This window comes from Lutimonas halocynthiae (genome assembly GCF_030409835.1).
GTDB classification, from domain to species: Bacteria; Bacteroidota; Bacteroidia; order Flavobacteriales; family Flavobacteriaceae; genus Lutimonas; species Lutimonas halocynthiae.
In genome coordinates, this window is the sequence record NZ_JAUFQO010000004.1 from 632,293 (window position 1) to 650,570 (window position 18,278).

Annotated in this window: 19 protein-coding genes; 2 read left to right on the forward strand and 17 right to left on the reverse strand. The window is 37.4% G+C overall.

The genetic code is table 11. The features are described from left to right. Positions 1 to 17 precede the first annotated feature (17 nt). Complete coding sequence (locus QWY87_RS08620; RefSeq protein ID WP_353959160.1) at positions 18 to 485, forward strand: GNAT family N-acetyltransferase; 468 nt, start codon at positions 18 to 20, stop codon at positions 483 to 485. Here QWY87_RS08620 and QWY87_RS08625 read toward each other — a convergent pair. The 7 genes from QWY87_RS08625 to QWY87_RS08655 are packed head-to-tail and all read right to left on the reverse strand — an operon-like array spanning position 482 to position 8,560. Continuing rightward, positions 482 to 1,777, reverse strand: coding sequence for an aminopeptidase P family protein (locus QWY87_RS08625; RefSeq protein WP_290290295.1), 1,296 nt, complete (start codon positions 1,775 to 1,777; stop codon positions 482 to 484). The genes QWY87_RS08620 and QWY87_RS08625 overlap by 4 nt on opposite strands. Before the next feature lie 14 nt (positions 1,778 to 1,791). Continuing rightward, the gene (locus tag QWY87_RS08630; RefSeq protein WP_290290297.1) at positions 1,792 to 3,036 is read right to left on the reverse strand and encodes an NAD(P)/FAD-dependent oxidoreductase; all 1,245 of its coding nucleotides are present in this window, start codon (positions 3,034 to 3,036) and stop codon (positions 1,792 to 1,794) included. 24 nt (positions 3,037 to 3,060) lie between these two features. Continuing rightward, entirely contained in the window at positions 3,061 to 4,071 is a 1,011-nt protein-coding gene (locus QWY87_RS08635) for a 4-hydroxyproline epimerase (protein WP_290290298.1), read from the reverse strand. Next, positions 4,061 to 5,791, reverse strand: coding sequence for a DUF885 domain-containing protein (locus tag QWY87_RS08640; RefSeq protein WP_290290299.1), 1,731 nt, complete (start codon positions 5,789 to 5,791; stop codon positions 4,061 to 4,063). The genes QWY87_RS08635 and QWY87_RS08640 overlap by 11 nt, the downstream gene beginning before the upstream one ends. 4 nt (positions 5,792 to 5,795) lie before the next feature. Continuing rightward, entirely contained in the window at positions 5,796 to 7,379 is a 1,584-nt protein-coding gene (locus tag QWY87_RS08645; RefSeq protein ID WP_290290301.1) for an aldehyde dehydrogenase (NADP(+)), read from the reverse strand. Continuing rightward, positions 7,376 to 7,642 carry a DUF1272 domain-containing protein gene (locus QWY87_RS08650; protein ID WP_290290303.1) on the reverse strand — a complete coding sequence of 89 codons (267 nt, stop codon included), beginning with the start codon at positions 7,640 to 7,642 and terminating at the stop codon, positions 7,376 to 7,378. Before QWY87_RS08650 ends, QWY87_RS08645 begins: the two co-directional genes overlap by 4 nt. After that, positions 7,643 to 8,560, reverse strand: coding sequence for a dihydrodipicolinate synthase family protein (locus QWY87_RS08655; protein ID WP_290290305.1), 918 nt, complete (start codon positions 8,558 to 8,560; stop codon positions 7,643 to 7,645). Positions 8,561 to 8,694: 134 nt separating this feature from the next. Between QWY87_RS08655 and QWY87_RS08660 the strand changes: the two genes are divergently transcribed. Then, positions 8,695 to 9,537 (forward strand): AraC family transcriptional regulator, encoded by an 843-nt coding sequence (locus tag QWY87_RS08660; protein WP_290290307.1) that lies wholly within the window; start codon positions 8,695 to 8,697, stop codon positions 9,535 to 9,537. Between the two features lie 56 nt (positions 9,538 to 9,593). On the opposite strand, the gene QWY87_RS08665 is transcribed toward QWY87_RS08660, so the two are convergent. The 10 genes from QWY87_RS08665 to QWY87_RS08710 form a co-directional block, all read right to left on the reverse strand. Next, positions 9,594 to 10,409: a hypothetical protein gene (locus QWY87_RS08665; protein ID WP_290290310.1), complete on the reverse strand. Its 816-nt coding sequence runs from the start codon at positions 10,407 to 10,409 to the stop codon at positions 9,594 to 9,596. Between the two features lie 105 nt (positions 10,410 to 10,514). Then, on the reverse strand, positions 10,515 to 11,060 hold the full coding sequence (locus tag QWY87_RS08670) for a dihydrofolate reductase family protein (protein WP_290290312.1): 546 nt from the start codon (positions 11,058 to 11,060) through the stop codon (positions 10,515 to 10,517). A 32-nt stretch (positions 11,061 to 11,092) separates the two neighbouring features. Beyond that, complete coding sequence (locus QWY87_RS08675) at positions 11,093 to 11,449, reverse strand: MmcQ/YjbR family DNA-binding protein (protein ID WP_290290313.1); 357 nt, start codon at positions 11,447 to 11,449, stop codon at positions 11,093 to 11,095. Positions 11,450 to 11,468: 19 nt separating this feature from the next. Continuing rightward, complete coding sequence (locus QWY87_RS08680) at positions 11,469 to 13,151, reverse strand: AAA family ATPase (protein WP_290290315.1); 1,683 nt, start codon at positions 13,149 to 13,151, stop codon at positions 11,469 to 11,471. Positions 13,152 to 13,179: 28 nt separating this feature from the next. After that, complete coding sequence (locus tag QWY87_RS08685) at positions 13,180 to 13,818, reverse strand: DUF4230 domain-containing protein (RefSeq protein WP_290290316.1); 639 nt, start codon at positions 13,816 to 13,818, stop codon at positions 13,180 to 13,182. 34 nt (positions 13,819 to 13,852) lie between these two features. After that, a complete protein-coding gene (hemW, locus tag QWY87_RS08690) occupies positions 13,853 to 14,980 on the reverse strand; it encodes a radical SAM family heme chaperone HemW (RefSeq protein WP_290290317.1) in 1,128 nt (375 codons plus the stop codon). Positions 14,981 to 15,243: 263 nt separating this feature from the next. Further along, the gene (locus QWY87_RS08695; RefSeq protein WP_290290319.1) at positions 15,244 to 15,900 is read right to left on the reverse strand and encodes a hypothetical protein; all 657 of its coding nucleotides are present in this window, start codon (positions 15,898 to 15,900) and stop codon (positions 15,244 to 15,246) included. After that, positions 15,897 to 16,727 (reverse strand): ABC transporter permease, encoded by an 831-nt coding sequence (locus tag QWY87_RS08700; RefSeq protein WP_290290321.1) that lies wholly within the window; start codon positions 16,725 to 16,727, stop codon positions 15,897 to 15,899. Before QWY87_RS08700 ends, QWY87_RS08695 begins: the two co-directional genes overlap by 4 nt. Beyond that, positions 16,724 to 17,578, reverse strand: a complete 855-nt coding sequence (locus tag QWY87_RS08705; RefSeq protein ID WP_290290323.1) for an ABC transporter ATP-binding protein — start codon at positions 17,576 to 17,578, stop codon at positions 16,724 to 16,726. Before QWY87_RS08705 ends, QWY87_RS08700 begins: the two co-directional genes overlap by 4 nt. Continuing rightward, a complete protein-coding gene (locus QWY87_RS08710; protein ID WP_290290325.1) occupies positions 17,575 to 18,117 on the reverse strand; it encodes a hypothetical protein in 543 nt (180 codons plus the stop codon). The genes QWY87_RS08705 and QWY87_RS08710 overlap by 4 nt, the downstream gene beginning before the upstream one ends. Positions 18,118 to 18,278: the final 161 nt, after the last annotated feature.

An 18,278-nucleotide genomic window follows, 5' to 3' on the forward strand; every position in this document is an offset into this window, starting at 1 on the left:
ATCGAATCTAAATGAATATGATGTATTCCATCCGAAAAGCGACCTTGGCTGATTTGCCGCTACTTCTTGAATTTGAGCAGGCTTTGATAAAAGTGGAACGCCCCATGGACAGCACTATCAAAGAAGGTGAAGTTTCATACTACGATATTGCTGACTTTATAAAACAAACAGACACTGAAGTGTTGGTTGTAGAATGCAATTCAAAGATTGTAGCTTCTGGCTATGCTCAGATAAAGGCTGACAGACACTATTTAAAGCATGATTTACAGGGTTATCTCGGTTTTATGTATGTTGATGAGGCTCATAGAGGTCAAGGACTAAACAAGCTCCTGATTGAAGATTTAATTCAGTGGTGTAAAGAAAGAGACGTCAATGAAATAAGACTGGCTGTATATCAAGACAATCCTTCGGCCATCAAAGCCTATGAAAAAGTCGGCTTCAAGAAACATCTTATAACCATGCGTTTGGATGCTTCCGACTATTAAGCGCCAGCCATCAAACGTTCAATATCCTCTATTTCAATTGGCATGTTTGCTGTCAAGTTAATATTCCCCCCAGAGGTTAATAAGTAATCGTTTTCAAGTCTGCAACCAATACCTTCCTCCGGAATATAAATACCCGGCTCACAGGTGAGTACCATTCCTGCTTCAAAAGGTCTTGAGTACAATCCCACATCGTGAACATCCAATCCAATATGATGGGCCGTGCCATGCATAAAATATTTCTTATAAAGTGGCTGATCAGGATCTTGCTTGGCAATATCAGCCGATGTTAATAAGCCCAGACCTATTAGTTCTTTTTCAACTAAAGCTGCCATGTCTGCTTCATACTTTTCTGACACCACACCTGGTTTCAGCAAGGCTGACCCTTTCTTTAAACAATTTAATACTGCCCGATATACTTCCTTTTGACGTGCAGAAAATTTTCCATTCACAGGAAAGCATCTGGTGGTATCTGAATTGTAATTGGCATAACAAACCCCAAAATCCATGAGTATCATATCACCATCCTGGCAAAGGTCATCATTGTCGTTATAATGCAAAGCACAAGCATTTTTACCCGATGCTACAATTGGTTTAAAAGCGTGTCTTATAGCACCATTTTTAAAGAACACATAAGTCAGTTCTGCCTCAAGTTCATATTCTTTTATTCCTGGCTTTACTTTCTTCAAAACGCGCTCAAAACCTTTTATACTGATATCCGCAGCTTGCTGAATCATTTGAACCTCTTCTTCAGATTTCACCTGTCTTAGCCCGCGGGTCAGTTTAGCTGCCCTGTCATAGACGTGCAAAGGATATTGTTTTCTGCACCATTTGATCAATCGGTCTTGTTGTGTCTCTAATTCGCGGGTGGCTCTTTTTAAGTGCTCATTATGTCCAAGAAAAAATGCATCCGCTTCAAAGGCCACCGATTGCAGAATTTTTTCAAAGTCTTCTGTCCACTCAATTCTTTTAATCCCTGAAATTGTCGAAGCTTCAGTTTTTGTTAATTTTTCACCTTCCCATACTTTGATATGATCATCCGTTTTTTTAATAAAAAGGATCTCTTTGTTTTCTTGCTTACTTGCATCAGGATATAATAACAAGGTTGATTCTTCCTGATCAATCCCTGACAAATAGAAAAGGTCATTATTCTGAGCAAATCCCATGCTATCATCGGCATTGGTATATTGCACATCATTTGAACAAAGCAAAGCAATGGCATTCGAACTCATCGCAGCACCAAAATTATTTCTATTCTTGATATAAAGACGGTTAGGTAAAGCTTGGTATTTCATAATAAACTAAAAGATTAAAATTTTCTATCCGGACTAAAGGGCTCTAAAACTAAAGATGTCTTCTTCGATGTAATGACCTCTGAAACAAGCTTCCCAGTTCCTGTTGCCATGGTCCAACCCATCATTGCATGCCCTGTGGCAATGGTAAGATTTGTACAGTTTTTAGTCCTTCCTATATAGGGTAATCCATCCGGTGACAGGGGTCTTAATCCAGATGCTGCATTTTTCATTTCCTCATTTTTTATAGCTACTTCAGGATAATAGTCAGCAGCAGCTCTGGCTATCGCTTTTACACGAACCGGGTTCACATCATCATTGATCTTGTTGATTTCCATCGTTCCGGCAAAACGGGTAAATCCATTCATTGGCGTCACCGCTACTTTCGCTTCAGCCAGAATAGCAGGATACTTTATCCCTGTATCGCGAGTTACATTGATTCTATAGCCCTTACCTGCCTGTAGCAATAATTGCATGCCTAATTTTTTAGCGATCAAGCCAGTCCATGAACCTGCAGCGAAGACAAACTCATCTCCACTAATCAATCCCTTGTCGCTTTTCACCGCTATGATCTTATTGTCTTTCAAATCAACATCTACAACTTTCTGGCCTTTCAGAATTTCAACTCCATTTTTCAGCAAACACTTTTTTAGATCGCTCATAAACTCAGCTGGCGTAGAATGGGCATCACATTTATAAAAAGTAGCCCCAATCGCATCTACTTCAAGGTTGGGCTCCAATAACTTTAACCCTTCTCTATCTAAGACTGTTGCTTCGAGATCAACTTTAGCGGCTAATTCAGCTACTTCTATTTCTTCTTCTAACATCTTTTCAGTCTTGCACAACATCAATAAACCTTTCTTTTCAAAGTGAAAATTAAAGTCTGCTTCTTTACTAATGTCTTGGTATAATTCATGACTTAAAACAGCAATATCTCTGATGACCTGCATGGAAGTCTTTACGTGCTTTTCAGAACAACTCTTATTAAAGGCCCATGCCCAGCGCAAAAAATCAGCATCTATTCTAGGTTTTACATAAAAAGGACTCGAAGGGTCAAACATCCACTCTATTCCTTTCCTGACAACTCCAGGAGCTGACAATGGAATGATATGACTTGGTGAAATATACCCTGCATTGACATAAGAAGCGCCTTGATCCATAGAAGACTGATCAATAACTGTAACCTGATGCCCTTCTCTTTGTAAATAATAGGCTGTGCAAAGGCCTATGACGCCACCTCCAATAATGATACACTTTTTCATTCCTTACTAATTTATAAATCCCTATCAAATAACTTGAAATCCATGAGCATATGGATCATCTTCCTCGTCAATAATAATTGTATTATATCCATATACCTTGGCCCAGCCTTGAATACTCGGAATAATGGCTGGTTTCCCATTGATATTTGTTTCTTCTTCAACACATCCAATAAAGGTAGATCCTATATAGCTTTCATGAATATAAGACGCTCCTTTTTTCAATTTACCTTTGGCATGTAATTGTGCCAATCTCGCAGAAGTTCCTGTACCACAAGGTGATCTGTCAATGGCTTTATCGCCATAAAAGACAGCATTTCTTCCCGATGAATTTGCATCAAGAGTTTGCCCCGTCCATAACATATGACTCACGTTTCTGATTGACTCATTTTCAGGATGAATAAAATAATCCGGATATTTTTCATTAATCCGCTTCCTTACGGTCTGTGAGTACTGGATGATCTGACCGGCTGTGAAATCTTGCAGTCCGGTATAGTTTTTTTGCGGATCGACAATCGCATAATAATTACCCCCATAAGCAACGTCAAAAATAATTTCTCCAAGATCAGGGCAATCAACAGTCAAGCCTTCAGCGGCAAGGTAACTTTTTACATTTGTCAGTTTTACCGAAGTAACTTTCCCTTCCTTTTGCTCATATTCAATAGCCACTAAACCAGCCGGGGCTTCCATTTTAATCTTACCTGCAACTTTGGGCTTGATATAACCTTCCTCTATTCCAATAGTTATAGTGCCTATGGTTCCATGACCACACATGGGTAAACAACCAGAAGTTTCCACAAATAAAATGGCAAAGTCATTCTCTGGATCATGAGGTGGATAGATAATACTCCCGCTCATCATATCATGCCCTCTGGGTTCGTACATCAACCCTTGTCTGATCCAATCAAAGTCTTTCATAAAATGAAGCCTTTTTTCACTCATGTTATTACCTTGAAGTTCAGGCCCTCCGCTTGTAATGAGCCGCACGGGGTTACCACAAGTATGTCCGTCAATGCAATTAAAAATATTACGCGCCATTCTTTTTATTATCAATGTATTGATTGATTCTTTTTTCTAATATCGGCAGGGTCACTGTACCTTCTTCTAAAATAATTTCGTGAAATTCTCTTATGTCAAACTCTGGCCCTAGATTCTCTTCAGCTTTTAATCTTAATTCTCTTATTTTCAGCTCTCCAATTTTATAGGATAAAGCCTGCCCTGGCCAGGAGATATAGCGATCAGTTTCCGTTTCAATTTCATGTAATGAAAGTGCCGTATTTGTTCTCATATACGCTATCACTTCTTCTCTACTCCAATCAAAAGCATGTATCCCGGTATCGACCACCAATCTACAGGCACGCCACATTTCATAAGTCAATTGTCCAAATCGTTCATATGGACTGGTATACATACCCATCTCCCCGGCAAGGAACTCTGAATAAAGTCCCCAACCTTCTCCATAAGCGGAAATATATAAATCCCTTCTGAATTCCGGAATTCGATCCCCTAATTCGTTGTTTAAACTAATTTGAAGATGATGCCCAGGAACTGCTTCATGCACCGTCAATGCCGGAAGCGTATAAAGGGTTCTGCTTGGAAGATCATAAGTATTTACCCAATAATAACCAGGTTCAGCGCTATCAGCCTCAGTTCCAACATACCTGCCTGCTGTGTATTTAGGAGCAATTGCGTCTGGAACCGGTGCCACACCATAAGGTTTTCTTGGTAAGGTGATAAAAAACCTGGGAAGCTGCTCGTCTGCTCTTTTTGCCATGTCTCTGGCTATCATCATCAATTCATCCGGGCTTTGAGCGTAAAATTGCGCATCCGTTCTCAGGAATAACAGAAAATCTTCATATGATCCTTTGAACTTTAGCTCCTCTATTATTTTCAGCATTTCACTTTTGATACGCCCCACTTCGCTCAAACCAATTTCATGAATGTCTTTGGCTGAATACTGTTCACTGCTGGTATAGAAATTAATCCTATTCTGATAAAAAGCTTCCCCATTTGGGGTTTTTGAAACCCCTAAATCTGTTCGGGTATTTGGTAAATACGTCTCCTCAAAAAACTTCTTGATCCTTTTGAATTGAGGTGTAACGTCTTTAACAATACTATTTTCCGCTGCCTGTAAAACAGAATCTTTTTGTTTTGTCGTTAAATTATCCGGTAAATTTAAAAAAGGACTATAAAAAAAAGATTCCGTATAATTCTCAACCAGATGCTTGTCATAGGTACTTTCGTAACCCTTGAAAATAATTTTTGGCTGAGACACGCCCTTTTTTAATCCTTTTTCAAGAAGAACAAAGTACTCATCTACAAACCTTGGAATATCATTTAACAACTTTAAATAATCCTTAGTCTCTTTATAGTTTCCCAAGGGTTTTACCTTATAGACTAAATTGCTGTGAAAACCTGAATCAGACAAGAGTGGATTCAAATACATCTCAAAAGAATTATAATCTACCTTATTCTGCAAAGTAAACCTTAGTAATTCATAAGAAATCTGCTCCGTATCACTGAGATGCTGAGAATCGATTTCTTGCAAGTCCTTCAAACATTGTTGAGCAAAATTTGCTTCGCTTTCGAAATAAGTTTCAGTAAATACACCTAATGGGAATTTGTCTTCGTCATATCCGTCATGACGCTCTACCTTTTCAATAACGGTCTCTAATCTGCCAGAGGCTTTGGGCTTACCCGATTCACAGGCAACAAATGTGAAAAGGGCAAAAGCGAAAAAAATAGTTTTTACCCTCATAAACTTATATGCTTTCTGACGTCAATTGATTATTGACCAATCTGATAATTCCAAGTGGATTCTCGTTTTGTAAGGCATCCGGCAATAATGAATCTGGCCAATCCTGGTAACTAAATGGTCTTACCCATCGTTTGATTGAATTGATTCCAACTGCAGTAAACCTACTATCAGTCGATGCAGGATATGGCCCTCCATGAACCATTGAAGGACAAACCTCAACTCCTGTTGGTACGCCATTAAATATGATACGTCCTACCCTGTTTTTTAATGCCTCAATAACACCCGGATAGGCGCTCGCCTCGTCTCCTTTAGCAATAAGTGTCCCTGTTAATTGACCTTCCATTTTAAAAATGATGGCTTCCAACTGTTCTTTATCTTTACATTGAACAACCATTGTAAAAGGTCCAAATACTTCTTGGTGTAATGCAGGATTTTGTAAAAAAGTATCCCCTTCAACAGTGGTTACAGCCTGTCTGGCCACGTTAGCACCAACCTCCTGGTCATACTCTGCTACCATTTGCAATCCTTGCTGAGCCAGTGCTTTTCCTTTATTCATTTCATAGGCCCCAATAATATTAGGGTGCAGCATACATCCTGGTTCGATCTTCACAATTTCTTCAGACAAGGTGTTCACAAATTGCTCAAGATTTGAATCCTTTAAACCTAATAACAAGCCTGGGTTTGTACAAAACTGCCCGGCTCCTAATGTGACTGAACCTGCGTAGGTCTTGGCAAGATCATCTCCTCTTTCTTTTAAAGCTTCTGGCAGAAAAACCACAGGATTTACGCTTCCCATTTCTGCAAATACAGGTATTGGCTCCTCTCTTTTTGAAGCTAAATCATATAATGCACGACCTCCTTTTATGCTCCCTGTAAATCCAACAGCCTTGACTTTAGGATGCTGCACCAATTGAACACCCACTTCTATTCCGCTACTATTCAGGTTTGAGAAAACACCATCCGGCATTCCTGTTTTTTCAGCAGCTTTATTAATGGCTGAGGCAACTAATTCACCGGTTCCGGCGTGCATGGGATGTGACTTGACAATAACAGGGCAGCCTGCAGCTAAAGCAGCAGCTGTGTCTCCACCTGCAGTAGAATATGCCAATGGAAAATTACTTGCTCCAAATACAACAACCGGACCTAAAGGAATCATCATTTTCCGGATATCTGGTTTAGCCAATGGGGCACGATCTGGTTGTGCCGTATCAATATGGGCGTTGACCCAATCTCCTTTTTTAACCAATTCTGCGAAAGTTCGCAACTGGAACATTGTTCTTCCTCTTTCACCCATAGCTCTGCCCTCTGGCAGACCAGACTCTTCACAATAAACACTTATCAATTCTTGCCCTAAAGCCTCAATTTCATCTGCAATGGCATTTAAAAAATCGCCTTTTCTTTCACCGGAATAGTTTTGATACGATTGGAATGCTTTCCAGGCGAGGCTCACCGCATTGTCAATTTCTTCGCTTGAAGCTTCATGAAATTTAATTGAATTCTCAATGTTTAATTTCGGATTGAAGGTTTTAAATAGTTTAGCACCTTTAGCACTTCTTTCAAATCCGATATGGTTTTGTCCTGTTATCATGTGATCTTCCATTTTTTTATGTGTTCTTCTTTATCTACTGGTTTATATACCAGATTTTTAGAGACGGGATATTTATTTAATAAAATTGCTGGGCGCTCAGGGCGCTGGGTAAAATTTCCACCACAATTGGGGCAGACAGCTAAAAGTACTTTATCAACACAAGATTTACAAAATGTGCATTCAAAGGAACAGATCATAGCGTCAACCGCATCAAAAGCCAAAGGCTTTTTACAATTCTCGCAATTTGGGCGGATTTCTAACATCTATAAATTCTGATAATCTGGCAACAATGGTCTGTCTTTAATTGCCTGATCAATAATGCCTAATACTTTCTTTCTTTCGGCTCCAGCCAAAGGTAACCTGGGTTCTCTAACATTCTCTGTACCGATTCTGGTTGCCACTTCGGCCAACTTGATATTCTGTACTAATTTAGTGTTTATATCTAATTCTAACAATGGTAAAAACCATCTATAAATTTCGATTGCCTCTTTAGTTCTTCCTGCTTTTGCCAATTCATAAATTGCCACCGTTTCGGCAGGAAAGGCACATACCAGACCAGCAACCCAACCGTCGGCACCAATTAACAAGCTTTCAAGAGCTAAAGTATCAACTCCGCATAAAATGGCCAATCTGTCACCAAACCTGTTTTTAATTCGATTGATGTTTGAAATATCTCTTGTTGACTCCTTCACAGCCTGAATGTTTGGACAATCATTTAATAAATCCTCAAACATATCCAAGGTCACTTCAATACCATAATCAACTGGATTATTATAAATCATAATAGGAAGAGAAGTGCTTTGTGCTATTTTTCTAAAATACGTTACCGTTTCACGATCGTCAGCTTTGTAACGCATTGGAGGTAACATCATCAAGCCACTGGCGCCATCTTCTTTGGCCATATGAGCTAATTCAATCGCTGCTTTGGTAGATTGCTCAGCAATATTAATGATCACAGGAACCGCCCCTTTCACATAAGAAACTGTTTCACGAACAAGTGTTCGTTTCTCCAGTTCGGTTAAAGTACTTGCTTCTCCAAGGGTACCACCCAAAATAATTCCATGTACTCCGGCGTCTAGTTGTGCCTTAATATTGACTTTAAAATTTTCCAAATCCAATTCATCCTGATCGTTAAATTTGGTTGTTACAGCAGGCATTACCCCTTTCCATTGTATACTCATAATTATGTTTGTTTTTATGCAAAAGTATAAGAAGCCATGGTATTAGTTTTCATATAAATTAGCACATTATAGTACTATATTAACTCAATATTGATATAATTATATATTTTTGAATAATATTTATCTAAATACGCATGAAAGTACTGCCGTTTAAAATCCCGAAACCTGAAAATGCAACCTTGGTTGTGCAAGAAGACGAGGGGCTTATGTTTTATGACAAACTGCACCAGCATCAGGAAACACAAATCAGCTTGATAAAAAAAGGTGAAGGCACTTTTATTATTGGCGACCATGTTGGTGAGTTTCACCAGGGCGATCTGTTTGTTATCGGTGAGAATTTACCCCATGTGTTTAACAATGATAAAATAGAGGGCTCAGTTCACATGATTTCTATGTTTTTTATGAAATCCAGTTATGGGGATCATTTTTTCGATTTTCCCGAATTTAAAAAGTTAGGTCCATTTTTTCTGGCTTCCACTCTTGGTTTTAAAATTGACGCAGAACAAAATGGTTTGGCAGCTTTAATTGAAGGACTGGTGCATCAAAACAAGCTAGACAGGTTCATCTGCTTTATTGAAATTTTAAAAACTATAGCTAACACCGCATCTATTACGACTTTATCATCTGCTATACACAAAAAATCATACGGAGAAGAAGAAGGAAAAAGGATGAGAGACATCTTTGAGTTTACTTTACAAAACTTTGATAAGACCATAAACCTGGATCAAGTGGCTGATATTGCCAACATGACTCCAAATGCCTTTTGCCGGTATTTTAAACAACGAACCAATAAAACGTATATCAATTTTTTACTTGATATACGAGTTGGAAACGCTTGTAAACTTCTTAGTAAAAAAACAGATCTCAGTATAGCCGAAGTTTCTTACAAATCCGGATTTAACAATTTGACGAATTTCAACAGGAAATTTAAATCTTTGAAAGGAATTACGCCTTCGGCATTCAGAAAGCGTGCTTAAAAATATTCGCCGAACCGTAAATACGGTTCGGCGAATAAATACTTAACAAAAACAAATTACTTAGATAATCCGGACACATAGGTATAAATAAAATCGCTATGGGTTCCGGTATAATATTTACTCATTTTTTTACCCATTTCTTTCCTTGCTGCTTCATCTGGCCATGCCTCTTTAGGAAGTTCGTCCAATTTATCCAGCATTTTATCAAGATCCGCCAATGACTCTACATAGAAGGCTTCAATATATTCTGTTCTGTCTGCCCCATAATAGTGCTCATTTGGGTAATATCCTTTTATATACTCATTCTTATGAACTACTTTTTCCAGGTATTCTTTATTCAATTCATTCCATTCTTCATAAGTACCATCTTCCGGATATGCAAAATGCCTCACTTGCAAATAGAGTAATAAATCTTTGGTAGGCATTTCAGCTAATGGCTTAGCTCCATCCATAGTCGCATAGATTTCGTCAGAATGTTCTACCGAATAATAATCCATACGCTTTTTAAAAAACGCATCTCTAGCCGCTTCATCAGGCCATGCTTCTTTGGCCAATTCTCCGCTTCTGTTAGCCGCATCGTGAATATCATTCCACGAATTAAACGTCTGCACATAGAGTAATTCTGTATTGTCTTCTGTAAACCTGTGCATATAAAAAGAAGCACCTGCAATCAATTCGTTTTTCATCACGACCTTATCCAGATATTCTTTTTCAACGGCTTTCCATTCATCCAAACTATAATCTTCCTGCTCCATATTCCAATGCATGGTAGTTACGGTTATAAATTCGGGTCTTTTTTCCTCATCCTGTGCAAAGACATTTACTGACAAACACAAGCAAAACATTAAAAAATAGAATTGTAAATTTTTCATAAAAAGGGGTTTAGTTAATTTACAAGAAAAGTATACTTTTTATCATTCGATAAAAAATGCTTTAGGACGAAGTGACCTATTTCTTTATCGAGACCCCCCTTTTACTTATCGAAGGATTTGGTAATTTAATTTATAAGTCATTATTTGTAACCCATCATCATAAAGATTACTATCTATTAATTCCGTTTTATAAAACTTAGTTGAAGATCCAAAAAGTTTTACGCCTTTTCCAGCAATAAATGGGTTTAACTTTAATTTCAAATGGGTAATTTGCTCATGCTCCAATAACCATCCTGCAAATTGACCACCTCCACATAAATAAATATCTGGTCCTTCTTGGTTTCTCAGTGCATAAATATGGTCTAAATTCAATTTTCTGAGATGCAAGGCCTCTGCCTTTGTTTCAAATTTCAAATTATCAGAAAAAATATAATGTTCCATATGCGGGTAAGCCAAATCACCTGGTTTCATTCCGAATTTATACCCAAACTCATAGGTTGTACGGCCCATAATTACGGTGTCATACTTTTGTATATCCTTGAGATATTGATCCACTCCATTTCCACTGGCCATAAAGCCACTAATATCACCATCCGGTCCTGAAATAAAACCATCCAAAGAAGTTGCAACGTAGTAAACAATATTCCTCATAGCGCTATATATTTTGTCTATTTTTCTAAAAGCTAATCAAAGTTGAATTGATTGCGCATTTTTTTTGGCAGGCCATTTACTACTAAAAAATAGGAATGATCGATCAGCTCTTTAAACAGGTCCTCTGAGAATGATCCATCAAACAATACTGTATTCCAATGCTTCTTGTTCATATGAAAACCTGCAGTAATACTTTCATAGTTTTCCCTTAATTCAATGGCCTTATCAGGATCACATTTCAAATTAACTTTAAACGCTGGTGATTCTAATCCGGTTAGGGCAAACATTTTTCCGCAAACTTTAAAAACAAGGGTTGTCTCGTCAAAAGGAAATTCCTCGGTAACCATCGGTTTACTAAGACAATAGTTTCTAAACGTTTCTATATGCATGATGAATCAGCTTCTAGTTTTATAAAAATACCAAAGACATCTTTATCTGATCATAACTCACCTGGCCTTGCAGCATATCAAATATCGGCTTCAAGCTAATGCGCTCTCCTGGCCCAACCTCTTTCAATAGTTTATTTCTGGTATTTTTAACCTTATTCAAGGTCTTTGAGTCGGGTTTGAATCGACTGAGGTCAGTCTTAGGATAAAGCTCCATAATCTTGATAAGATGCGTAGAAACTGTACCGAGTGTCAACCCTCTTTCTATTACAATGTCTTCAAGAGAATTTCCCTTGTCAATCAACTGTTTTGTGACTAAATAAGTTGATTTTTTTGTCACCTTCTCCCCTTTTTCCAGGTTCTTTTTATTTTCCTGAATCTCGTCTTTATTGGAGATACCTCCGCTTTTTTTGACAAAATTTCGAGCCTTAATCTCAAGAACATCCTCTTCAAAAATTTGTTCAATCTCAGATGATAGCTCCTGAAACCTTCTGTCAGCTTTTAAAGCCAACCCATCAACCTCAAGGGCCGTTTGATTAAAACCCATCAATTGCAATCCTTCTAATCCTTTAACCCTTGACAAAGCAACATATCCCTGGCCTTTCTCAAAGGTTTTACTGAGATCCATTACAGCTCCATCCAGCGTCATTCCCTGACTTTTATGCACGGTTATAGCCCATGCAAGCCGAAGTGGAACTTGGACATAACTCACAAGAAGTTTACCGGTCTCATCTTCTATTCTCCAGTCTTCAGGTTCTGCGGTAATCTCATTACCATTATTCAAGCGAACAACAGGATTTCCATCATCATTATAATTAATGATGGTCCCTAATGAACCATTCAGGTAACCTTTTTCGTAATTATTCTTGACAAACATAACTTTAGCGTCCTTTTTCAACTCTAATGATTCCGGCGCCATGATTGACCTTTTGATCGATTCAGCTAGTTTCAAATTTCCCTTAATCTTAGCTTTGAATGATTTTTTCCGGCCCTTAATCGCCGCAATCTGAGCTGAATTAATTCTATCAACATCTAAATTATGTGTATATAATTTTGTTGGTTCTTCAATATCTAAACTTTCGTTACTAGTAGAAAGGATTGAGATTGATCTGTCTGTTACCATCCCTGACCTGATCTCATTCAGAATATTGTTGAGTTCACCCTCTGTTTGCCGATACTGATCGGTTAAATAACAAATAGATAGGTTGGCATTTAACCAAGACTGTGACATAAAACAAAACTTATCTCGGTTGATCTCTCCTGAACTTCCAATTGGAGGCAACTGAAAAAAGTCACCGCACAGAACAACTTGTATCCCGCCAAAAGGTTTGTCATTCTCTCTAAAATATTGCAACACTTCATTCACCAAATCAAATTGTCTTCTATGCAACATTGAGATCTCATCAATAATCAGAACCTTGGTTTTTTCAATATGCTTTTTGAGGTACTTTTTATCTCTAAGCTCCTTTAATTGCCTAGTAGTCAATGAATCTTTAATTCCAATTCCAGACCAGGCATGAATAGTGGTTCCTTGTAAATGAGTGGCTGCAATACCGGTGGAAGCCGTTATTGAAACTGGAATTTTCCGTGCTTTTAAGTATTGTATATACTGATTAAGAACATACGTTTTACCAGCCCCGGCTGAGCCGGTTAAAAAAACATTATCTCCTGATTTTAATATAGCTAAGGCTTGTTCTTGATTCACTTTTTATATTAATTCGATTAGTCCTTTCTCAGGATTCCAATTTTTTAATCACTTCCTCTTTACCAAGAATACCTTTATTGCTTTTTGCTAATAATAAATCTTGATAATCCAGCGTCCAGCCAATAGTCTCTACTATATTTTCTATTAACAGCACGGCCTCGAGGGCTTCACTTTTAGCTGTATCAAACAAGCCACTTTCTGGAATTTTTAACAGCACATGTTCTTTTGCCTGTACATTAACCTCAGTTAAATCGGTGGAGTCAAATTTATTGAAAAGACCTTCCTTCTTATCATAGTATTTGAGATCTGTCTCAAGACTTAGAATTTGAGGTTCAGGAAAATCAGTTAGTTTAATCACTTTTTTTTCATTGACAGCCTCCATTTTAATTTTAGACAAGTCATAACCTACATATGCCTTGGCATTGATCAAAAGAATGGCCTTCTTTTTACTTGATACCATGCTCATAAAACGCTCCTTGGTGTTTTCGTAATGATAAATTTCAGCAAATTCACCTTCAACCGTAATGAGTTTCCATACCTTTCTGATCCGCTCCATAATGATGACCGATTGCGCATTGGTCATATCTTTTCTTTTTTGAATTTTGATATATTTCAAAACCCAATAAGTGATAATCGCTCCAAGAAAAAGGCCTAATAAAGCTTCCATAATATTCTTTGATGTTTTAAAAGTACTAAATATATCATACTTTCAGTAAAAACAAATCAGCTGAAATACCATCAGCCAAAAAATAGGAATCAGGACCCAAAGATAGTTGCCCCTTTTTTAATTTTAAAGTTCCCTGCTCCAAGTATTTAGCAGCATTATGTAAAATTTTATTCTTGTGAGCCTCTCCAAAGTTCTTTTCTATATCCACAAGTGAAACACCCCATTTAGTTCTTAAGCCCGTCATTATTGATTCATTGATTCTATCTTCTACCTCGAGCAATTCTTTCTCAGATGGCAAAACACTTTTTTGAATTGATGCCATATAATTTGCATTGTTTGAAACATTCCAACTCCTGTAAGTCCCATCATATGAATGAGACGATGGTCCTACACCCAGATAGCTTATTCCTTTCCAATAAGCCGTATTGTGTCTGGAGTAAAAGCCTTCTTTTCCAAAATTAGAAACCTCATATTGATCATATTTATTCGCCTCAGCTATATCTTGCAAGATTTTAAAATGTCTTTGAGCCAGGGCATCATCAAGTGGCTGGTATTTTCCACTTTTGATGAAATGATCAAGAGCCGTTTTTGATTCAACCGTTAAGGCATAACTTGATATATGCCCTATCCCAAGATCAATAGTTTGCTTTAAATTCTCCAGCCATCGCGTCTCAGAAAGACCTGGAATTCCGTAGATAAGATCAATGGTGATATTATCAAAATGACGGATGGCCATATCTAACGATTGCTTGGCTTCAAATGCACTATGAGCTCTATTCATATAAATCAGATCTTCGTCAAAAAATGATTGAACACCAATGCTCAAACGATTTATATCTGAAGCGGCAAGGGCTTCTATTTTTTCATTTGACAAATCATCCGGATTAGCCTCCAATGTAATTTCCGGATTAACAGCCACTTCGTAATTATCTTTGATAAGATCTAGTATAAAATTTATCTCTTCGGTATCCAATAATGAAGGAGTTCCTCCACCAAAATAAATGGTTTCAACCGCTTCACTAATTTCAGATTTTCGCAAATACAATTCTTTATGAATACTCCTGAGCATTTCACCCTTCTTCTTTACCGAAGTAGAAAAATGAAAATCACAGTAGTAACAGGCTTGCTTGCAAAAGGGTATGTGAATATAAATTCCAGCCATAACTGATTAAAAATGTGGAGCGCAAGATACAAAGTACTGAACACTATCAACTATTTATTGAAGCCAAGAGGCAAGGTCAGCATAGCAGAAATATTCACAACTCCAAATTGGCATAGGCCAAGGTAATTTTCCCTTTAACTCTTCACCTTTTTGTGGAAAAAAGCTATTAGATTGCTCACTACCTATAAATTTTACCGGAAGTGTTTAAAAAATAACATTCCGCACGATTAAAAACACCGTTTAAACACATGAATAAGCCTAAATTATTGGGTTTTTTCAATACTTCTGTATTCTAATGCAAGTCTAATTTTTCCTGTTTTCTGATCGGCTTCCCGAATCTTTTTGCGGTCAATCGAGACATCGCTGCCCGCAAAATTAAGTGGAATCCTGATGCGGTCCATTTCAAATGAAACGTCCAATTTGGTTGGAAGTATAGCCTGGCTATCTGGGTATGTGAGCCTCAGTGTATAAGCACCGTCTTTTTTAGTGTTGATTTCGGCCCAAGTGATGCGTTGCTTCTGGGTATCTATATGCAAATTGGCCACACTAAAATCTGCCTTATTATCTGATGGTAAAATAGAAATTGCCAATAGCGATGTTGACTGCCCTTCTACTTCACCTCTGTCTACTACCATAAATGGATACTCAAACAGTTCACTAAACGACAAGTCTAATCCTCGTTTGGGAATTAGTACAAAATCTTCAGATTCGATGACCAAATCTTCACCCTTTTTAAAAACTGCCAGTGCTTCCTTATCTGGCATTTTAATGAATGAAATATCCACATGTAGCTTTATATCCGCTTGAAAGGTTTCAATACTATCCAGTCTAGATTTAACGAAAAGTACCTGTTCTTCAGCTGTTTGAGAAAAGCCATTAGCAGCATATAAAAACAGTAAAAGTATTCCATGTAGTTTCATCCAATGTCTTTTTTCTGAAATAAAAATAGCCCCACAAGCATCGTCACTAAAATATAAAGACCCATCAAGACCGAATTGATTATAATCGTATTCCATTCAATGTTGTGGTTAAAAAAATACTGCCAGGTATTGTTCAATTTAAAAAAGGCTATCTGGTTCCATACATCATTACCTAAGTCTATTTTCAATAATAATGTAGAAACGATCAAAAACAACGCAGCCACAATCCAAGTTTTAAAACTTTCTTTGAGCATCACCGCAAGGGTTAAACTTACCACAGAAAAGAATACCAAAGAAAGGGTTCCGAATAAAAAAGCATACACCAATCTATTGAAGGCATCATCGTGTTCAAAAAAAGTGAGTCCGTTGGTATAGACCACTAAGTCTCCTTTTCCAAAAATTCCGTACGACAATATAAAGGACGTTAAGGCCAATAGTAGCACTAAAAAAATGGTAAATAAACTGGCAACGATATATTTCGCTAATAGGTATTTCCACTTCACAACAGGTTGCATTAGTACCGTTTCTAAAGTTTTTTCTTGATATTCGGTTGTAAGCATGCCAGATACAATTATCATGCATAGTAAGGGTACATGAAACCAAAAGGAGTTGAGTATAAAGTATATGATCAAGTTCCCGTTAAGCAGCTTGCCTTGAAAATAGAATGTATCCTTCAAATTGGCCAACACAATATCAATAATTCCTGTGCCTTGATAATAAGCACTTAATAGTACGATGGCTTCAATAAAAAAGAGGGCCAAAATTGCATAATAGGTGCGGCTTTGACGAAACAATTTATAGGTTTCAATATAAAGTAGTCGCATCATTTCTCCTTCGGATTAAATAGTTGTTGCAAGTCAAGTACAGGCCTACAAGAAGTGATTGCTATTTGCTGCTGTGATAATTTAAATATGATTTCAGAGATTTCGGTAGCTGATGCCGAAATAGTCATACAATCTCCATTCGAAACCGTATCATAGTCGCTTAAAAAAGATGCTTTATGAATATCGCTTCCGCATAAAGAATAACTTTTAGTGCAAGCAGCCAGAATTGTGCTGGTCGCTCCTGTTTGTACAATCTCTCCATTATGAATTATTGATAAATTCGTACAAACCGTACTTAACACATCAATGATGTGAGAAGAAATTAATATGGTCATTTGGGTCTGCTGTGTCAGGTCTAAAATAAGTTGTTTTAGTGCTTCAATACCTAGCGGGTCTAAACCTGAAAAAGGCTCGTCCAACAACAAACAAGAAGGGTCATTAAGAAGGGCAACAGCAATACCCAAGCGTTGTTTCATTCCCATAGAAAAATTACGAACCGGGTCTGTTCTATTTAAAGGTAAACCAACTTGTTCTAGGGAAGCTTCTATAGCGATTTTTGAGAAATCTGCCCCTTGCATTTTTGCAAATAATCGCAGGTTTTCATGTGCATTTAAGTAAGGATAAAGTGCTGGCTTTTCGATAATCCCTCCAATCTTTTTTGGGCCGTCGCCAGCTATTTCAACCTCACCACTATCGGCAGTAACTAATCCGAGTAAAATTTTAAACAAGGTCGTTTTACCCGCTCCATTTGCGCCTACCAAACCCAAAATTTCTCCCTTTCCACACGAAATACTAACGTTATGAAGGGCTCTTACTTTACCATACTTTTTATGCACTCGTTCGCAGTAAATCATACTATTTGCGATTTGACGATAGCCCGGTAATCAAATTTAGGTTTGTAGAATTCTTCCAGAAAAGTGCGCGACCAAAACATTTTTTTGAACAGAAAGAACGGCTCCTTTACCATAAAATAAGGAAGGTAATGGTACCATTTTACACCAAAATCACGATAGCATTGTTGTACTTGGTCTTTAATTCCTAATTCTTCTGCAGCTGTTTCTGCAGCCATACGCTGACATTTGGAACCTATATAAATGAGTGTGATTTTCTTATTAAAACCATGGATAAAAAATTGATCCTTTATACGTTTATAATTCTGGTAACGCGACCAGCCATCCATGATAACCAAATATATGTGAACAAACGAAAACAGAAAAAATAGGGTCCAAAACACAATCCAAAAAACTGATCCAGAACTAATTGATTTCATGAGCTGCACGCCATAGATCCATGATTCTATTATAAATAGTATCAGTGAAGCATACAATAATCTACCTACCCTAAAATAGGAAATGATTGGGCTAGGCTGTATGGGTAAAATTGTCTTATTCAAGTAAACAAATATATAATTTCATGAATAAAAATGATAAAAAAAATGCATTTTTAAAAAGAGCGATTAAGTTGCAATGTTATAAAAAAAACAGGGCAATGCACAATAGTCCCATAACACGTAAGAATGCTCCTATCTTTAATATACCGAATAAAACACTGATA

Excerpts from the sequence above, each read along its gene's own strand:
- QWY87_RS08620 (WP_353959160.1), top strand. The coding sequence starts at position 18 with ATGATGTATTCCATCCGAAAAGCGACCTTGGCTGATTTGCCGCTACTT.
- QWY87_RS08625 (WP_290290295.1), bottom strand. The coding sequence starts at position 1,777 with ATGAAATACCAAGCTTTACCTAACCGTCTTTATATCAAGAATAGAAAT.
- QWY87_RS08630 (WP_290290297.1), bottom strand. The coding sequence starts at position 3,036 with ATGAAAAAGTGTATCATTATTGGAGGTGGCGTCATAGGCCTTTGCACA.
- QWY87_RS08635 (WP_290290298.1), bottom strand. The coding sequence starts at position 4,071 with ATGGCGCGTAATATTTTTAATTGCATTGACGGACATACTTGTGGTAAC.
- QWY87_RS08640 (WP_290290299.1), bottom strand. The coding sequence starts at position 5,791 with ATGAGGGTAAAAACTATTTTTTTCGCTTTTGCCCTTTTCACATTTGTT.
- QWY87_RS08645 (WP_290290301.1), bottom strand. The coding sequence starts at position 7,379 with ATGATAACAGGACAAAACCATATCGGATTTGAAAGAAGTGCTAAAGGT.
- QWY87_RS08650 (WP_290290303.1), bottom strand. The coding sequence starts at position 7,642 with ATGTTAGAAATCCGCCCAAATTGCGAGAATTGTAAAAAGCCTTTGGCT.
- QWY87_RS08655 (WP_290290305.1), bottom strand. The coding sequence starts at position 8,560 with ATGAGTATACAATGGAAAGGGGTAATGCCTGCTGTAACAACCAAATTT.
- QWY87_RS08660 (WP_290290307.1), top strand. The coding sequence starts at position 8,695 with ATGAAAGTACTGCCGTTTAAAATCCCGAAACCTGAAAATGCAACCTTG.
- QWY87_RS08665 (WP_290290310.1), bottom strand. The coding sequence starts at position 10,409 with ATGAAAAATTTACAATTCTATTTTTTAATGTTTTGCTTGTGTTTGTCA.
- QWY87_RS08670 (WP_290290312.1), bottom strand. The coding sequence starts at position 11,060 with ATGAGGAATATTGTTTACTACGTTGCAACTTCTTTGGATGGTTTTATT.
- QWY87_RS08675 (WP_290290313.1), bottom strand. The coding sequence starts at position 11,449 with ATGCATATAGAAACGTTTAGAAACTATTGTCTTAGTAAACCGATGGTT.
- QWY87_RS08685 (WP_290290316.1), bottom strand. The coding sequence starts at position 13,818 with ATGGAAGCTTTATTAGGCCTTTTTCTTGGAGCGATTATCACTTATTGG.
- hemW (WP_290290317.1), bottom strand. The coding sequence starts at position 14,980 with ATGGCTGGAATTTATATTCACATACCCTTTTGCAAGCAAGCCTGTTAC.
- QWY87_RS08695 (WP_290290319.1), bottom strand. The coding sequence starts at position 15,900 with ATGAAACTACATGGAATACTTTTACTGTTTTTATATGCTGCTAATGGC.
- QWY87_RS08700 (WP_290290321.1), bottom strand. The coding sequence starts at position 16,727 with ATGATGCGACTACTTTATATTGAAACCTATAAATTGTTTCGTCAAAGC.
- QWY87_RS08705 (WP_290290323.1), bottom strand. The coding sequence starts at position 17,578 with ATGATTTACTGCGAACGAGTGCATAAAAAGTATGGTAAAGTAAGAGCC.